This window comes from Thalassotalea marina, from assembly GCF_014656435.1.
Taxonomy (GTDB): Bacteria; Pseudomonadota; Gammaproteobacteria; order Enterobacterales; family Alteromonadaceae; genus Thalassotalea_C; species Thalassotalea_C marina.
Genome location: NZ_BNCK01000005.1, coordinates 157051 through 174961 on the forward strand (window position 1 = coordinate 157051; position 17911 = coordinate 174961).

Consider the following 17911-nt stretch of genomic DNA (forward strand, 5'->3'; position numbering starts at 1 on the left):
GCCCTGAAATACACTTCAGGGCTTTACACTATTTGTCCCGCGACGATTAGTCTTCGTCGATTGAGTTTTCGTAGCCTTCTGCGTCTAGTAGGCTGTCTAACTCACCTTCGTCTTCTAACTTAATTTTGAACATCCAGCCGTCGCCAAATGCGTCAGAGTTTACTAACTCAGGAGAGTCTTCTAAATCTTCGTTAACTTCTACAATTTCACCTGACACTGGAGCATAAATGTCTGAAGCTGCTTTTACAGACTCAGCTACAGCTACGTCATCACCAGTACTAACACTTTCGCCAACTTCTGGTAACTCAACAAATACCATGTCACCTAAAAGCTCTTGTGCATGCTCTGTGATACCCACAGTAACGATGCCGTTACCTTCATTGCGTACCCACTCATGTGATGTTGCATATTTTAATTCTGAAGGAATGTTGCTCATGTTATTCTTCCTAATTGTGTCTGTAATTGTTATTAAATTTAAAAACTGTTTATGCTCTACTCGAATTCACTATAGAGCATGTTGAAAATTAGTCCAATTGACTTTTGCCGTTACGTACGAAGCTCGGCTTAACCACTTTAACTTTAACTAATTTTTTACGCATTTCAACTTCAACTTCATCACCAATTTTTACGCTACGTGGTACACGAGCCATGGCAATAGAATGTTGTAAAGTTGGTGAGAAAGTACCTGATGTGATCACGCCTTCACCTGCTTCAGCGATAACTTTTAAACCTGTACGTAATACGCCTTTTTCTGTCATCACTAAACCAACAAGTTTAGCTTGGTCACCAGCTTCACGCTGTGCTGTTAATACTTCACGACCGATAAAGTCACGATCTGCAGGTTCCCATGCAATGGTCCAAGCCATGTTTGCCGCTAATGGAGAAATCGCTTCATCCATGTCTAAACCATAAAGGTTCATGCCCGCTTCTAAACGTAGCGTGTCACGTGCACCTAAACCACAAGGTTTAACACCTGCGTCAACTAGTTGTTGCCATAAATCAGCAGCTTGTGCTTCTGGTACAACAATTTCGTAACCGTTTTCACCCGTGTAACCCGTTGTTGCGATAAATAAGTCGCCAGCTTGAACACCAAAAAATGGCTTCATGCCTTCAACAGCTGCATTTTGCTCAGCAGTTAAAATAGTGGCTACTTTTGCTTTTGCTTCTGGGCCTTGAACCGCAATCATACCGAACTCAGGACGCTCAGTAATGGTGATGTCAAAACCTTCTGCTTGTTTGTTCATCCACGCTAAGTCTTTTTCACGTGTTGCTGAGTTAACAACTAAACGGTAGTCAGTGTCAGTGAAGAAATAAATGATAAGGTCGTCGATTACACCGCCCGCTTCATTACACATCCCCGTGTAAAGTGCTTTGCCTGCTACTTCTAATTTAGCAACATCGTTAATCATTAAGCGGCGAAGATATGCTTTTGCATCGTTACCTTTAATATCAACAATGGTCATGTGTGAAACGTCAAACATACCTGCGTCTTGACGAACTGCATGATGCTCTTCTATTTGTGAGCCATAGTTAATTGGCATTTCCCAGCCATGAAAATCAACCATTTTTGCGCCAGCTTCAAGGTGCTTGGCATGTAATACAGTTTTATTGGTCATGTAATTATCCACTGTTGCTTGTTGTTGAAAAACGCCCTGCTTTGATGCTACTAGCTTAGCTTAGGCGGTTTACAAAAATGTGCGCGCAATTATAACGATGTAAGTTCGTGTATTCAACAAATATACATGAGTATTTCAAATATAAAACCGCATATTTTTTGATATCAAAATTATATTTTCAAAAAAGGGCTTTTCAAAAATATAATTAGTTTTGATTTTGATTGATGTAACGTGATTAGATATTTATTCGACGAGGGTTTCATTTCCTGACTAAGTAGTCAAATTCTGATAGATATTAGCGTGTTAAATAAGGCAGTTCCTTAAAACTAAAAAAGAGTAGAACAAGCTATGCACCTGCTCTACTCCTTCTATTGGTTATGTTTGCTTTTTTGCTGAACTAGTTTGCTGAATTAGTGATCAGCAGCACCACCAACTATGCCTAACCACACCATGCGATCAGGGACAAAACTCAACTCTATTTCGTCAACAGCTTGACCTGTGGCTAAGTCGTATTTCACCACCTGTTTGCTGATTGGATCGCTCACATAAACCACGTTTTCATAGTGTGAAACCGCTAAACGATAACTGTGTTTTGCTGGCATTTCGCTGATGTCGTGCTCGCTAGTTTCGATGCTGTGTATCACTTCCCAGTGCGCGTGACCACCATCTACATAAGCTTCAAATATGGTTAATGTACCTGTTGCTTCAAGCGTAATACCATATTTGCCATCAAAGCTAAATTCACCGCCCGATAAGTATGTTTCGCTAGCGTTATACCACTGTACTTTTTCAATTTCACCGTGCTCTGGGTCAACAATGAACATTTCATTACCCGCAATACCGATAAATTGCTCAGTATCATGATGGCCTTTTAATGTGCCGATACGTTGGTCAGCAGCAAAGTCTTCCGTGTTGGCAATTTTACTGGCGGTAAAGGTTTCACCTTCTTGTTTGATCACCACTACACCGTCAGTACAGGCAAATGCGACATAATCATGGTTTTGAGCGCTGCCGTGTAAGCCTGGGCAAGATACATCAAACACTTGCTCTTGATGAAAATGATCGCCATGCGCTTCATACAAAGCAATTTTATCAGGCAATGACGTTGCACTATTCGCGTCTCTTAACGTACTGATAAGAAATTCACCACGTGCTTGCGCCGCACCGTGCATATAAGTGTCGTAATTTAATACAGGTGCTTCGCTACTGTTTTCAGCAACGTGTGTTTCGTTAAACATAACAACTTGTGCATTGTCGCCAGTTTCGTCATTACCATCAAAAAATAAGGCAACCGCATCATCACTTGTCGTTACATGAGCAGGTTTAACACCGTCGATATGAAAATCCATCAACTTAGGATCTTCTTGATATGGATGTAAATGATTGCCGTGATCTTCTTGCCAAATACCACCATCTAAAAACTGTACTTGGCTATCATCTACTTGAGCTAACACAGCGTAACGCTTGTTTTCCGTGGCATAAATGTATTTTGCGTAACCTTGTGTACTAATCGTGGCAATATTTTCTTTGTGCTCTAAATCAATAATATTAATTTCATTAGCGCCGTACGTGGTAAATGCCAAACGACCTTCTGAGCTTACTTCGTCATGGCTATGGTCATCACCACCAGGGTTAGGAATAACCACAGGCTCTTTTTCTGTGATGTTTGTTTTTGAATCGCCACAAGCGATCAACGTTGTGCTTAACATGGCACATAAAATTAAATTGAGTTTTGTTTTCATCATAATCACTTATTATTTTTTAAATTAGAAATATCCACGAATACCTAAAGCGAATGAACGCCCAGGAACAGGTGTAATGTCTTTAATAAAGGAAGTGTGCACCGTTGCTTTTTCGTCAGTTAGATTGCTAGCTTTTAAGTACAACTCAAGATCAAGCGCTGTCACTGGCATTTGCCAACTCACGTTAGCGTCAACTAAGGTGTAACCGTCGGTACTGGTCTCTAAACCGGCAACTTTGTCTTGTTTGAAGTAACGCATAGCACTGATATGTGCAGTAAAATCACTTAACTCGTAAGCAAGCTCAGCGCCCAATCTGCTTGGCGATGTGCGAGGTAAATTACCGCCGTCTTTTAAACGCGCACGCACATGGTCGCCTTGTAGTGTTAGCTTGAAGGCGTCATCAATTTGCCAAAACACTTGTGCTTCAAAACCATGCAGAACAGCGTCAGCTTGTTTAAATAAATAAACTGGTAATTCACCGCCATGGTCGTGATCGTCGTGCGCGTCATGACCATGTGTATCGTGATCGTGGTCACCGTGGTCGTGGTTATGACCGTTTTCAGCAAACAATCCTGTGTTTTCTTGGTAGTAATAGTTATCTACGTGGTTGTAAAACGCATTGAAGATAAAACCGACATCACCCGTGAATTTTCTCAAGGTTAAATCGATATTATTAGACGTTTCCATCTCAATGGTTTTGTCCGTCAAACCTAAGTGACTTTCACCGTGATCTTGATGTAACGCAAACACAGCTCCCACTTCATATGAGCGAGTACCAATATGCGGACCAAACGACATTAACTCAGCAGCAGAAGGCGCACGCTCAGCATGAGATACCGAGATACCTAAGTTGTAACCTTCGGTAAATTGCCAAACAGCACCAGCGGATAAACTAAAGGGTTCAAATTCAAATTTGCTGTCAAAAACACGTGTCACGTCCATCTCGTCATGTGCATGGTCATCATGAGATCCATGGTCGTGGTCGTGGTCGTGGTCGTGGTCGTGGTCGTGGTCGTGGTCGTGGTCGTGGTCGTCATCATCGTGACCGTGCACTGCCGCACTTGGAAGTAACATGTTGTTAGCGTCAATGGTCACTCGTTCAACACGCGCACCCAATTGCCATAACCAGTCGCCAACATGGCGCTCTTCAATTAGTGCTAATGCAAAGGTTTCTGTCACTGATGGTGGTGAAAATGCTTCGGCGCCAACCGCGGCAAAATCTGACTTCTTGTAGTGGCCACTAATGCCACCGCGCCACCCCGCTAATTCGTGATGTAAAAATTCAATTCGCGCTTCGTAATTTTCATTGGTAAATTGCGTTCCTACAACACCAAACTCAATTTCACCATGTTCATAGTCGGTGTAACCTAAATTGATGTTAATTGCACTTAAAATGGCATGGTCAAAGGCAAGCTCGGAGACTAGTTGATAACGATCTTGAGTTAACTCTGCCGTTACAGGTACACTTTCATCGCCGTGTGAATGGCCTGGAATGCCGTAGTCTTTTTCTAATCGACCGTAAGAAACACCAACAAAACCGTTATCTAAAATATAGCTAGTACCAAGCGTAAAACCTTGGCTGTCACTTTGGCTGTTTTCAATTTTGCCACTTTGAGTTTGGCCTGATGCCACTTTAGTTGGCGTTTCATAATTGTCACTTTCAGTGGTAAAACCGTCTAAATGCAGCGCCCAATTGTCACCACCAGTGTTAAATTGTCCTGCTGCTAACTTTTGATCATTAATAGAGTTGTGCTCTAAAGTAAATTCACCGTATTGGCTGTTGTCTCGCGGCACGCGGTTATCAACGACGTTAACGACACCACCAATTGCACCACTGCCGTAAAACAGAGTTGCAGGACCACGTAAAACTTCAATTTGTGAAGCGGTACTGGCATTACTGGCGATATCATGATCAGGGCCAACACGTGAAGCATCGGTAACATCCATGCCATTTTGTGTGATCAATACCCGTGGTCCGTCTAAACCACGAATAATCGGTGTACTGGCAACAGAGCCATGGAAGTTGCTATGCACACCAACCACTTTGTTTAACGTGTCACCAATTGTCGTTGCTTGTTGACGGCGCAGTGCTTCGCCAGATAGCACTGAAACCGGTTGTGCAGATTCTATATTTGATAAGTGAAATGGTGTAGCCGTCACATCGATCACTTCAATACTCGAAGGTGTAAGTTGCACCTTCATCACCTTTTCGTCTTGCGGCTTAACAACTAATCTTTCACTGAAATGGATAAAACCTTTACGTGAAAAGTGAATTTCTACGTCACCTGTGCGCACATCGTTAACTACGAAGTTACCTTGTTCATCAGTAAAAATATTCTTTTTACTGCCGACAACTTGTACTTTGGCATTGGCAACTGGCTGACCTTGTTGGTCTATCACCTTGCCTTTAATAATTTCTGCATTGAGCGAAGGCGATAATGTACCTATTGCCACAGCCACCGCTAAAGACAGCGATTTAATTTTCATTATAATTCCTTGATTTTAATGCAGAGCCTTTTGAATTTTTAGTGGGGTTGGCTCCTTAGGATACAATTACAAACCCACAAAGCATTTGTTATAATATAACAAATGCCAAATGTTACGTTATAACAATTCACTTTGCTACAATTTTTTTACATATAAAGTTTTTAGTGATTTAGAAAAATGTAAGAATTTTTTACTGAGAGAATGCCCTGACAAGCTATCGCTTAACAGGGCTTTTAGAAAGGGTATTAACGTATAATTTGTGATAGTTCAGGTAAGTTATTGCGATAGCCTAATGCTTGTTTTATCAATAGCTTTTTCGCAGGTGATAATTTATTAATCAGGCTCATGCCAATGCCACGAACAAATTTAAATGGCTCGTTTTGTGGTGTAAACGCTTGCTTGATAGATTCCATCGCAGCGATCATTTCCATCGCATCGGCTTTGCGCCAGCGCTGGTAGTAAGCTAGTGCATTGCTTGCTGACATTGATTTATCCGTTAACATTTGTGCTAACGCTGAGGCATCTAAAAACCCTAAATTAACGCCCTGACCTGCCAGTGGATGTATCGTATGGGCAGCATCACCTACTAAAATAATGCGATCATGCACAAATTCTCGAGCATAACGCATGGTCAGAGGATGACTTTGTCTAATTCCTTGTACTTCACATCGCCCCAGTTTGCCATCGCTGGCGGCGGTTAGCGCTTTATTGAAGTCACTTTCACTCATTGCTTGTAGTTGCTGTGCTTGCTCAGGTGATGTTGACCAAACGATAGAGCACAGATCATTATTTGTTGACGCTAATGGTAAAAAAGCTAATGGCCCAGTGGGTAAAAATACTTGCCATGCGGTGTTGTTGTGCCCTGCTTGACACTTAACCGTTGCCACTAAAGCGTGATGATCATAATCGCGAAACGTTAAAGCAATTTTGCATTGCTCTCTCACCCATGAACGCGCACCGTCTGCACCAACCACATAATTTGCAACGATTGGCGCCTGTGTGGCAAATGTGGCAAACACTTCACTTTCACCCATCGCCAAATTGGTTAGTTTTTCCTGCGTAAAAAAAACAATATTGTTGTCTTGTTGAGCGCGTTGCCACAAGGCACGTCGAATAATGCTATTTTCAATGATCCAGCCTAGTTGGCCACAGTGATCTTTGGCTGAAATATCGTCGATGTTAAAGTCTAAATGACCATAACCTTGGCTGTCCCACACATGCATGTGTTGATACGCCTGATGTCGTTCTTCGGTAATGGCTTGCCACACATCGAGCCTTTTTAAAAATTGCTGACTGGCTTCATTAAGTGCACTAACACGAACGTCGTGATCGTCAGTAATATCACTAAGTGGCTGAGTATCGACGATGGCAACTCTAACATCATCTTTTAATCGTAATGCTAATGCGGTTGCTAAACCTACCATGCCGCCACCAACAATTAACACGTCAAATTTTTGCATTTTTGTACTCTAATTTTTATTGGGCCGTATTACTTAGTAGCCCATGGTTTTATTCACAAAAGCATTTTTCAAACTGGGGCAATAATTCATCACTTTTAAACCAATATTTCGCCCAATCACCAATGGCGGTAGGGTATTTGAAAACAAAGTGACTAAAGAATCAGTAATGCCAATCACCGTATTGTGATCTTTTGCTCGCTGTTCGCTGTATGCCATCAGGCTGGCTAAGGTGCCATAATCTTGTTGCGCTTTAATTTGCCGTGCTATCTGTTCAACTAACACTTTGACATCACGCAAACCCAAGTTAAACCCCTGCCCGGCAATTGGATGTATGGTGTGCGAGGCATTGCCCACTAGCACAGTGCGATGAAATATTTGCTCTTTTGCTCTGAGTAAAATTAACGGATAAGCAGCCCGTTGCCCTACAATATCCACCTTACCTAACCAAGAACCAAACGACTGGGTAATCGCTTGTTTAAATGCATCGTCAGATAGCGCCATGACTTCGGCTGCTTTGTCAGGTGGTAAGGTCCAAACCATTGAACATTTAGTGCTTGAGGTTTTGTTTTCAGGCAAAGGTAACATGGCAAACGGCCCATGCTGGGTAAAACGTTCGTAAGCAATATTTTGGTGAGGCGTTTGCATCGACAAATTAGCGATAACCGCCGTTTGTTGGTAGTCTTTGCTGTCGCTGGCAATATTTGCCAGTTCACGACATTTGGATTGCCCACCGTCACATGCTACAAGCAAGTTTGCTGAAATAGTTTGCGCCGACGCCAGTGTTACATTGACATGGTCTTTGTGCCAATCAATTGTTGAAATGGTATCTGGTGTAAACCAAGTCACATTGTTTTGCTGTTTAACCTGTTCAACTAATGCATCACCCAAAACCGACATTTCAATCACATGACCAAGGGCATCAACGCCGTGATCTTTAGCGTAAACACGTGCCTTACCGTAAAAGCCTTTATCGGAAATATGAATAGTTTCAATGGGCGCGGCTTTAGTAGCAATACCTTGCCACACTTGTAAATTTTTTAAATAATCTACACTGCCGTGTGATAGTGCCAATACCCTTGAATCAAAAGTTAAAGCGGTGTTGCTCAGCACTTCATTTGCTTCAATGATAGCGATGTTTAACTTGCTTGCTTGCGGCAATGTTAATTTTGATAGCGCCAGAGCGGTCAGACAACCTGATAAGCCACCGCCAGCGATGATCACATCAAAATGATTGGTTTGTTTTGTCACACAAAACTCTCTTTGATTTAACCTTGTTGTTAATTAGACGCCATGAGCGCTTCGATATCTGCCACGGATTTTGGCACGTTTTGCGTTAGGTTTTCATGACCTTGATCAGTAACTAACACGTTATCTTCAATTCGCACACCTATACCGCGCCATTTAGCATCTATTTCATGGTTATCTGCTGGAAAGTATAAGCCCGGCTCTATAGTCATTACCATGCCAGGTTCAAATGCACGTGTTTGACGTTTATTTTCAATATGATAATCACCAACATCGTGAACATCTAGGCCTAACCAATGCCCCAAACCATGAATAAAATACTTTTTGCATGCTTTTTCTTCTATCAGCTGATTAACATCACCCGATAACAAACCCAGCTCAACAAGTTTTGGGGTAAAAACCTCAATACAAATATCGTTAAGCTCAGCAAGGCTAACACCGGGTTTTACTGCAGCAATACAGGCATTTTGTGCATCTAACACTAACTGGTAAATGGTTTTTTGAGCATCGCTAAATTTACCGTTAACAGGAAAAGTGCGGGTAATATCTGCGGCATAACCAGCTAGCTCTCCTCCAGCATCAATTAACAATAAATCACCGCTGTTTAGCCGTGCACTGTTGTCGTTGTAATGTAAAATATTGGCGTTATTACCACCGGCAACAATAGAGTTGTAAGCTGCAAATCGAGCGCCATGCATGGCAAATTCATGCAATATTTCTGCTTCAATCTGATATTCAAATACACCATCAGCACAAGCTTTCATGGCTCTTTGATGAGCGCCACCACTGATATGATTAATTTGTTTCATCACTTCAATTTCTGCAGCACTTTTAAATAGGCGCATTTCATCAATAATTGGTTGGCAATCAATAAACGATGTTGGCGCTTTAATGCCTTGTCGAGCACAAGCTTTTACATCAGCGAGCCAATGCATCACTTGCTCGTCATGCATTTCGTTGTGCCCTTGGCGATACAAAATCACTGACTTATCACAGATCAGCTCAAGCGCCACAGCATCAATTTCTTCGATATCGTATGCTTCATCAACACAGTACTGTTTAACTGCATTGTCTTTGCCGATACGTTTGCCGTGCCATACCTCTTGCAAAGGATCTTTGGGCAAGCAAAACAAGATAGATTTTACCTGATTATTGACCTTCTCAATGGCTAATACCGCATCTTGCTCGTTAAACCCAGTTAAATACAAAAACGATTTGTCTTGGCAAAACAAATATTCTGTATCGTTGCTGCGAGTTGCTTGGCTACTGGCAAAAATAAAGGCTACGACGTTGTTTGGCATTTGCTTAGCAAACGCCTGGCGTCGTGCAATAAACTCAGATGAATGTAATGAAGCAAGGGTCATAGTTAGTGCAATGATTCCGATTTGTTTTTTTGCTCAGGCGGTGTGCCTAATTCTGTAAAACATAACAATGATGAGATGCGTACATATTCAGATACTTCAAAATAAGCTTGCTCAACCTCTTCATTTTCTTCAGTTTCAGAAATTAAATTGGCAATTTCTGCGAAATCTTGCAGCACTTCTTTAACATCGTCTGACAAACTAGAAGTTTTCTTTTGCTCAAGGCCAAAGCCTAAATTAAAACCTTGTACCCAAACGCCCAATGCATGGCTGCGCTCAATAATAGATTCATCATCGTCAGGCAATAATAAGGCAAAAGAATATGAGTCATCTAAAATGGATTGCCACACTTGGCTAAACATCAATTTAATGTTGATGCGAACTTCTGGCGATAAAGATTCACCATTGTTAAACATATCTTCAATTAATGTGGTGTAGTTATTACTCTCAAAAGAAAAGCCAGCACAAATAAGGCCTGTTAACATGCCGTGAACTTCGGCGGCGTGTAATTCTGCGCTATGCGCTGTGAAAGTCGCCTGTACTGAGGCGAAATCTAATAGGTTATTTGACATAAAAAGAACTGTAATAAAAGCTATTATTTATATCCTAACACTGCCTAAAGCTCTAAGCCAGCAACATAAAGCAACGATAACTGCTTGCATCTATGATCTGAGCTGGTTATAGTTGCGCTACTATGTGCTAATATTTTGTTTATTTTACAAACAAGTAGCTAATTTATATAAGAGTTTCAAATTCAAATGAACCAACACACGGTGACCATTGAAGTAGCAGGAAGACGACTGAAGATTGCTTGTCCGCAGGGGCAGGAATCGGCATTGCTTCTAGCCGCCAAAGAACTCGATAAACGATTAGGCGCTTGTCAAAGCCAAGGCAAAGTATTCAAAACTGCCGAACAAACCATGTTGATGGTGTCGTTGAACTTAGCGAATGATTTGCTAACGCAACAGCAAAGTTTTGAGCAAGAAAAACAGCAATTGCAAAGTAAAATTGACTTATTGCAACAAACAATTGGCCAAGCCGTTCAAAATCAAGAAAAAAGCGCCTAAATCCAAAAAAAACTAATAACTTACTATGGACAGTAAAACCAAATTTTTAGCAGGATTAATAATCACCTGCTCGTTTGTTTATTTTTGTTTGTACCCATTATCTAAAGAAAGTACTTCCCTCTCTACAGCAAGTGTAAACGAGTCCGCAGAAAACCCAAATTCTCTTTATCAACAGAACAACGTCAAATCAGCAACCTCTGTCCCTAAGCCGCTATTTACAGAAAGCAAATCGAGTACGGTTACAAATAAAATAGACAGTTTGGAAAAGATACCTGAATGTACAATTGACCCCGATAGCTTTTACGGACAACAACTGCAAGAAGAATTAGCACAAGCAAAAGAGAACATTGAAGCAAATTGGCAAGATATAAGAGCCAAAAATCAGGTTAACCCTAAACAGCAAGTTGAATATATGCTTTACGGAGTAAAGGATTCGTTAAGTGCTAGTGATAAGCTAAACATCTTTGAACAATACTTAACTCAACAACCCAATGACGTTTTTGCATTAAGCGCAGCTATTCACTATTGTGGCTTAGTTAAGAATAATACTGCTTGTGATGGAACGGTGACCCGTGCTGTAGAACACCAGAAAAACGGTTATTTATATCTAGCGTTAGCGGCAAGTAAACTAAAACAAAAAGATTACCAAACGGCTGACGATCTAATAATGAAAGCAATAAAGCAGCCTGCCTATAATAATCCCTATCTCAGCAACAGTCGAAATGAAGATCAGTTTTTGGCTTCAAATACTAATTTACCTGCCAATAAACGCTTGATGCTTCTGGGTAACAGTAGGCATACAGGTGACGGTTTGTTTGAAATTCACCGTAGTTGTGTGATGCCTCAAAAACAACATTTGTCCTCAGAATCTTGCTACCAAGTAGGACAATATCTCTCGCACAGTGGTAACATTGTCATCGATAAAATGTTCGGCTTAGGTATTCTGGAAAGCTATCATCAAGATTTCAACCTAGAAATGAGTGCAGATGAAACTAAATCTTCCATTGATGCTTATTTATCAAAATCGGCTGAATACAGTAAGCTCTTTAATTATGTCATTGCAGATGAACGGTTGCTCCCGACCTTTTTCAGCGAAAACTATGATCACAGTGAACAAGCTCGCATGAGAGCACTCACAGAACAGTTATTAGATTACTACCAAGATCCAGACTACCAGCCTTGCCAAAAGTTTAACCAGTAATTCGAGGTCCAAAGAAATTTTTGCCCAAAGATAAAACAGTTAGCTTAATCCTTGGACAAACAGTCTTATTGATAACAAAAAAGACTTAATGCGATCGATTTCATTCGCTATACTTCAGTTAAGTCTTCTGGGGTATTGGTGTGTTAACTATGTCCCTGAGCCGATAAGTTTTACCTAAGGGAATTACGTAGCCTCTATTGTGCAGGCCTGGCATGTACCGGGAAGCCTACGGAAGTTGCACAATTTCCGCCTTGAACCACACGTGTTCTTGGGTCTGACGTTGGCATACTAGCTCCAGAAGCGTTTTATCATCTTTCTACCCGATAAAGCTTTTCTACATACTCCTGCACTGATTTGTTCCAAGTAAAACGTCTTTTTTCTGCTTGCTTTGCAATTTCCCGATAGCTGTTTGGCTCGTCAGTAAACAACGTAATAGCTCGTTGAAAGCTTAATAACAAATTACCGACCTTTTGTGCATTGTTATCGCCACTAAAAACAAAACCCGTTTCGTTGTTCGATACCGTATCCGCCAAACCGCCAACAGCGTTTACCAAACAAGGCTGGCCTGCGCGCATGGCTAATAACTGGCTAATACCACAGGGTTCATAAGCACTTGGCATTAAAAACAAATCACCCAAAGTGTATAAACTATCAGAGAGTTGTTGATCGTAGGCATTGATAAACAGAAAGTTATCGTGTTTGGCCATTAGCTTGGTCATGATATGAGCCAATTGTTGATCACCACAACCGAGTAAAATCATTCGCCCATCACGATTTGCTAACATGTCTAATAAAGCAGATAGCGCTGGTTGATGTTCAAATGGTTCAACTAATAAGCTCACTTTTTGTGGTGTTAACCTTCCAACACTCGTCACCAATGGACCTTTTGCTTTTGCTTCATTTTGCCATTGATTAACCTTTTCGTTTGCCAAATAAAAATCACTTGGCACATGTAACTGCTCAGCAATTAAGTGTATTAATTTTGCCTTGGCAGCAGACAAAAAGGCCTTAGTACTTTTCAGTACTTCAGGTTGCTCATCATAATCACAGCCATTGAGTATACCCAATAAGTCACCTGACTGGTGTTTACGCATTAAATCTTGTTCTAAGCCCTCGCCTGCAATTAATCCCGTTGCCGCATCGCTTGGTTTTAAAACCTCTAACGCATATGTGGGTGAAACTACATGCACTTTATCAGACAAATTAATGCCTGCGCGCATCGGGTTAAAACAATCTGGATAACGTGGGTCTGTTAATAAGCCTTGTTCAAAACTCACCTCAGGAAACCAATCACTAAAACTTGAGTCTACCCCTACGATTGGACGAATTCCTTGAATGGCTAAATTGTGAATGGTAAACACTCGCCAAACATCTTTTAAACATTGATAGTCGTGGTGATAATTGACTAAAACAGGTAAAAAAGCTGCGTGCCAATCGTGTAAATGTAATACATCGGGACGTGTTAATAACCCGTCTTTAATGCACTGAGCAACGCCTAAGTTAAATAGTGCAAATTTATTAGCATCACTGGCAAATGCGCCATAAGGATCATCGTAACAATACACGTTGCCGTTATTAGCACTAAAACTGGCGTGCGACAAAACAAACTGTCGTTCAACTTGCTCAGCTCTTAGTTGATACACTTCATAAAGGTAAAGTGTTTCATGCCAAGCTTTAAAGTACACCTTCACTTCACCAATTAACGCCGACGGATAATGCTGTTGATAGTTGTTATGGCTGGGGATCACGACTTCTATCTGATGACCTAGCTCCGATAGCGCAATGGGTACATCGCGGATCACATCAGCGATGCCACCAACTTTAGCCCCTTTTATTGCAGCATTTTCCGCTGCAACCATTAAAATTTGCATCAATTACTACCCTATTGTTCTTTAATGGTTTGCTTAATTGCTGGAATTTTTGCTTCTTCAGATATTGCTTCCATCATCTTGTGTTGCAACTTGACCAACATAGGGCGAGTTACTAAAACAATGCCCTTGGAAGATATTCTAAAACCATTTTCTTTGTCGACTTGATGATCGATACCGATAGATAAGCCTTCCGGAATTTCACAACCTCGATCTATGATTGCCCCTTTGATCACACAACTTCGACCAATTTTAACATTTGGTAATACCACTGAATTTTCCACGCTGCTGTATGACTGAACATGCACGTTAGAAAATAACAGTGAATGTTTTATTTTTGCGCCCGAAATAATACAGCCAGCTGAGATGGTTGAGTCAACCGCCATGCCTCGTCTATCATCATCATCAAAGACAAATTTAGCCGGAGGTAACTGTTCTTGATAGGTCCAAATTGGCCAATTGGCGTCATATAAATCTAACATTGGTGAAGGTGAAACTAGATCCATATTGGCTTCCCAAAACGAGTCGAGTGTTCCAACATCTCGCCAATAAGGCTCTTCCTTGTCATGGAGATCTTGTAGCGGATAAGCAAAAACTTTATGGCTTTTGATCAAAGCAGGAATGATATCGTGACCAAAGTCTCGGCCAGAGAAAGAGTTTTGTGCATCTTTTTCTAACTGTTCAAACAAAAATTGGGTATTAAAAATATAGTTGCCCATAGACGCTAAACAGCGCCCAGGCTTTCCGGGAATTTCTTCCGGTTGCGCCGGTTTTTCTTTAAAGGCATTAACTCTATTATTGCCATCCACACTCATAACACCAAACGTGCTGGCCGCTTCTTCACAATCAAGCTCTACACAGCACACCGTCATATCTGCACCGGTTTCAACGTGTTTGGCAATTAACGGGCCGTAGTCCATGCGATATACGTGATCACCAGATAAAATCATGACAAATTTAGGTAATTCATGACGAATAATATCGATATTTTGAAATACTGCATCAGCGGTGCCGCTATACCATTCTTCACCACAGCGCTGTGATGCAGGAAGAATTTCAACAGACTCACCCAACTCCTTTTTAAAATGCCCCCAACTACGATTAACATGACGAATTAATGAGTGAGACTTGTATTGCGTGGCAATACCAATACGACGAATACCAGAATTAACACAATTTGACAGCGGAAAATCGATAAGACGAAATTTACCACCAAAATGCACCGCAGGTTTTGCCCGCCAATTGGTCAGTTCATGTAATCTAGTGCCTTTGCCACCAGCGAGGATCAAAGCATAGGTGTCTTTAGTTAAATTACTAATATAGCGATCTTGTGTACCAGTCATTTCGATATCTCCTTATACGTCGGTTTTGGGTGTTGGATTTTGTGGGCGAACCTGCCAAATATCTTGATTGTATTCCGCTATGGTTCTATCGCTGGAAAAATGGCCACTGGCCGCAGTGTTTAAAATACTTTTGCTGACCCAGTCTTGTTGATTTTGATAAGCAAGTCCTGCCTGATGCTGTGCATCAACGTAAGAATCAAAATCGTAAGCCGTTAACCAAGGGTCATTTGGATCTTTGATAGCGTTGATGATGGGGTCAAAAATACCGGGCTCAAATAAATTGAAATGACCACTTTCTAACATCGACATGACACGTGACAACGCTGGTGACTCCTCAATAATACGAGAAGGATTATAGTTTGCGCGAATTGATGCTACTTCATCCGCCTTGGCACCAAATACAAAGTAATTTCCTTCGCCAACAGCATCAAAAATTTCAATGTTTGCACCATCTAATGTGCCAATGGTCAGTGCGCCATTCATCATAAATTTCATATTCCCTGTGCCTGATGCTTCCTTACCCGCGGTAGAAATTTGCTCTGACAGATCTGCTGCCGGGCAAATAACTTCCATGGCACTCACATTGTAGTTGGGATAAAAAGCAACTCGCAGGTATGGGTTGGCGGTTACGTCGTGATTGATCACGTTTGCAACGTTATTGATTAACTTGATCACCAATTTAGCCATGGCGTAACCCGGAGCAGCTTTGCCACCAAATAACACACATCTTGGCGTAAGGTTATCTACTTCGTTATGACGAATACGTTCATACAAATGAATTAAATGCAGCACATTAAGCAACTGTCGTTTGTATTCATGAATACGTTTTACTTGAATATCAAACATCATGTTTGGATCGAATTCGACACCACAGTGTGCTTTTACTTCTGCGCTTAACGTTTGTTTGTTATCGAACTTTATGCGTGCCCATTGATTAGTAAATTCTTTGTCTTTGATAAAAGGCTTAATTTGATTAATTTGCGCAAAATCTAACACCCATTGATCAGCTATTTTGCCAGTGATCAAGGTGGCAAGTTCTGGATTACAATGAGATAACCAACGTCTGGGGGAAACACCATTGGTTTTATTATTAAACTTGTTAGGCCATAACTGATAAAACGATTTAAACAATTGCCCCGTTAACAACGAGCTATGCAGTTCGGCAACGCCATTGACGGAGAAAGACCCAACGATGGCCAAATACGCCATACGGATCATTGGGCTATCACCTTCTTCAATTAATGATAATTCGCGCTGTTTATCGACGTTTGCAGGCCACAAATAAGAGACTTGCGTTAAAAACCTAGCATTAATTTCGTAAATGATTTCCAAAATCCGTGGCAACAGGCGCCCTACTAACGCCACCGACCATTTTTCTAAGGCTTCTGGTAGCAAGGTGTGATTGGTGTAAGCCATTGATTGAGATGTGATCTGCCATGCTTGTTCCCAACCAAGTTTGTGCTCATCAATCAATAGGCGCATTAATTCTGGAATGGCAATACTTGGATGGGTATCGTTAAGCTGAAACACCTGCTGCTCAGCAAACTGGCTAAAATTATCGCCATGTTCGCTCACCCAGTGACTAAGCACATCTTGCAAGGTTGCAGACACTAAAAAATACTGTTGTTTAAGTCTCAGCTCTTTACCACTTTCGCTTGAGTCATTTGGGTATAACACCATGGTAATTTGTTCAGCCAAATTTTTTGTGGCAACGGCTTCTGAGTAGCCGCCAGCATTAAACTCAGCTAAGTTAAATTCATCCGTAGCTTCTGATTTCCATAGCCTTAACGTATTCACCGTGTCATTTTTATAACCGGGCACCGGAACGTCATAAGGGATGGCTAAAACGTCTTGTGTCTCTTGCCAAACACGGTGTTCACGCCCTAAATGGTCTTTTTGTAACGTTACATGGCCATAAAATTTTACCCGCTGCACTTGCTCAGGCGCTGCAACTTCCCACGGATGGCCTTTACGCAACCAATTATCGGGGTGTTCTACTTGGTAACCATTGTTGACGCTTTGATTAAACATGCCGTATTCGTAGCGAATTCCATAACCTGTAACCGGAAGCGCCATCGTTGCACAGCTATCGAGAAAACATGCTGCTAGTCGGCCTAAGCCACCATTACCTAAGCCAGCGTCACGTTCGGTTTGTACAAGATCTTCAAGTTCAACTCCGTAGTGACGCAACGCATGAGCTACTTCATCAGACAAATCAAGATTTAACACTGCGTTATTTAACGCCCTGCCCATGAGAAATTCGAGCGACAAATAGGCTACTTGCTTGGTGTTTGAGTCTTGACGCTGTTGTAATGTATGGCGACAACGAGCAACAAGGCGATCTTTCACTGTGTAAGCTAATGCTTGAAACAGGTAATAATGTGAGCTGCTTACTTCATCTCGCCCAAGGGTATAGTGAAAATGGTGCGATAAGTCCTCTTCAAAGCTGTGCTCTTTAAAAACACTTTTCGCTTTACTGGTTTGTCTGGCCTTATCTATATCAATCTGCTTTTTCATCAAA

At 41.4% G+C, this 17911-nt stretch carries 13 protein-coding genes and 1 other RNA gene; 3 read left to right on the forward strand and 11 right to left on the reverse strand.

What is annotated here, in order from left to right; translation table 11 throughout:
- Nucleotides 1-46: 46 nt before the first annotated feature.
- From gcvH to IE199_RS12300, 8 genes are all read right to left on the reverse strand, one after another.
- Entirely contained in the window at nt 47-436 is a 390-nt protein-coding gene (gcvH, locus tag IE199_RS12265; RefSeq protein WP_189770888.1) for a glycine cleavage system protein GcvH, read from the reverse strand.
- Nucleotides 437-524: 88 nt separating this feature from the next.
- Complete coding sequence (gene gcvT / locus IE199_RS12270) at nt 525-1616, reverse strand: glycine cleavage system aminomethyltransferase GcvT (RefSeq protein WP_189770890.1); 1092 nt, start codon at nt 1614-1616, stop codon at nt 525-527.
- A gap of 410 nt (nt 1617-2026) precedes the next feature.
- Nucleotides 2027-3361 carry a hypothetical protein gene (locus IE199_RS12275; RefSeq protein WP_189770892.1) on the reverse strand — a complete coding sequence of 445 codons (1335 nt, stop codon included), beginning with the start codon at nt 3359-3361 and terminating at the stop codon, nt 2027-2029.
- 21 nt (nt 3362-3382) lie between these two features.
- Complete coding sequence (locus tag IE199_RS12280; protein ID WP_189770894.1) at nt 3383-5845, reverse strand: TonB-dependent receptor; 2463 nt, start codon at nt 5843-5845, stop codon at nt 3383-3385.
- A gap of 245 nt (nt 5846-6090) precedes the next feature.
- The gene (locus IE199_RS12285; RefSeq protein WP_189770896.1) at nt 6091-7305 is read right to left on the reverse strand and encodes an FAD-dependent monooxygenase; all 1215 of its coding nucleotides are present in this window, start codon (nt 7303-7305) and stop codon (nt 6091-6093) included.
- 33 nt (nt 7306-7338) lie between these two features.
- A complete protein-coding gene (ubiH, locus tag IE199_RS12290) occupies nt 7339-8553 on the reverse strand; it encodes a 2-octaprenyl-6-methoxyphenyl hydroxylase (protein ID WP_189770898.1) in 1215 nt (404 codons plus the stop codon).
- Nucleotides 8554-8582: 29 nt separating this feature from the next.
- Nucleotides 8583-9914 (reverse strand): Xaa-Pro aminopeptidase, encoded by a 1332-nt coding sequence (gene pepP, locus IE199_RS12295; RefSeq protein WP_189770900.1) that lies wholly within the window; start codon nt 9912-9914, stop codon nt 8583-8585.
- A 2-nt stretch (nt 9915-9916) separates the two neighbouring features.
- A complete protein-coding gene (locus IE199_RS12300; protein ID WP_189770902.1) occupies nt 9917-10483 on the reverse strand; it encodes a UPF0149 family protein in 567 nt (188 codons plus the stop codon).
- Between the two features lie 186 nt (nt 10484-10669).
- Between IE199_RS12300 and IE199_RS12305 the strand changes: the two genes are divergently transcribed.
- From IE199_RS12305 to ssrS, 3 genes are all read left to right on the forward strand, one after another.
- Entirely contained in the window at nt 10670-10978 is a 309-nt protein-coding gene (locus IE199_RS12305; RefSeq protein WP_189770904.1) for a cell division protein ZapA, read from the forward strand.
- Between the two features lie 25 nt (nt 10979-11003).
- Nucleotides 11004-12179: a hypothetical protein gene (locus tag IE199_RS12310; protein WP_189770906.1), complete on the forward strand. Its 1176-nt coding sequence runs from the start codon at nt 11004-11006 to the stop codon at nt 12177-12179.
- A 121-nt stretch (nt 12180-12300) separates the two neighbouring features.
- A non-coding RNA gene (gene ssrS, locus IE199_RS12315) (6S RNA) lies at nt 12301-12484 on the forward strand.
- Between the two features lie 3 nt (nt 12485-12487).
- Here the strand turns inward: ssrS and IE199_RS12320 are convergent.
- The 3 genes from IE199_RS12320 to IE199_RS12330 are packed head-to-tail and all read right to left on the reverse strand — an operon-like array spanning nt 12488 to nt 17907.
- Nucleotides 12488-14050, reverse strand: coding sequence for a glycogen synthase (locus tag IE199_RS12320; protein WP_189770908.1), 1563 nt, complete (start codon nt 14048-14050; stop codon nt 12488-12490).
- A gap of 11 nt (nt 14051-14061) precedes the next feature.
- A complete protein-coding gene (glgC, locus tag IE199_RS12325) occupies nt 14062-15390 on the reverse strand; it encodes a glucose-1-phosphate adenylyltransferase (RefSeq protein WP_189770910.1) in 1329 nt (442 codons plus the stop codon).
- Between the two features lie 12 nt (nt 15391-15402).
- Nucleotides 15403-17907, reverse strand: a complete 2505-nt coding sequence (locus IE199_RS12330) for a glycogen/starch/alpha-glucan phosphorylase (protein ID WP_189770912.1) — start codon at nt 17905-17907, stop codon at nt 15403-15405.
- Nucleotides 17908-17911 lie beyond the last annotated feature (4 nt).

Coding starts and splice junctions, on each gene's coding strand:
- IE199_RS12300 (WP_189770902.1), bottom strand. CDS start 10,483: ATGTCAAATAACCTATTAGATTTCGCCTCAGTACAGGCGACTTTCACA.
- IE199_RS12305 (WP_189770904.1), top strand. CDS start 10,670: ATGAACCAACACACGGTGACCATTGAAGTAGCAGGAAGACGACTGAAG.
- pepP (WP_189770900.1), bottom strand. CDS start 9,914: ATGACCCTTGCTTCATTACATTCATCTGAGTTTATTGCACGACGCCAG.
- gcvT (WP_189770890.1), bottom strand. CDS start 1,616: ATGACCAATAAAACTGTATTACATGCCAAGCACCTTGAAGCTGGCGCA.
- glgC (WP_189770910.1), bottom strand. CDS start 15,390: ATGACTGGTACACAAGATCGCTATATTAGTAATTTAACTAAAGACACC.
- IE199_RS12330 (WP_189770912.1), bottom strand. CDS start 17,907: ATGAAAAAGCAGATTGATATAGATAAGGCCAGACAAACCAGTAAAGCG.
- IE199_RS12285 (WP_189770896.1), bottom strand. CDS start 7,305: ATGCAAAAATTTGACGTGTTAATTGTTGGTGGCGGCATGGTAGGTTTA.
- IE199_RS12310 (WP_189770906.1), top strand. CDS start 11,004: ATGGACAGTAAAACCAAATTTTTAGCAGGATTAATAATCACCTGCTCG.
- gcvH (WP_189770888.1), bottom strand. CDS start 436: ATGAGCAACATTCCTTCAGAATTAAAATATGCAACATCACATGAGTGG.
- IE199_RS12275 (WP_189770892.1), bottom strand. CDS start 3,361: ATGATGAAAACAAAACTCAATTTAATTTTATGTGCCATGTTAAGCACA.
- IE199_RS12320 (WP_189770908.1), bottom strand. CDS start 14,050: ATGCAAATTTTAATGGTTGCAGCGGAAAATGCTGCAATAAAAGGGGCT.
- IE199_RS12280 (WP_189770894.1), bottom strand. CDS start 5,845: ATGAAAATTAAATCGCTGTCTTTAGCGGTGGCTGTGGCAATAGGTACA.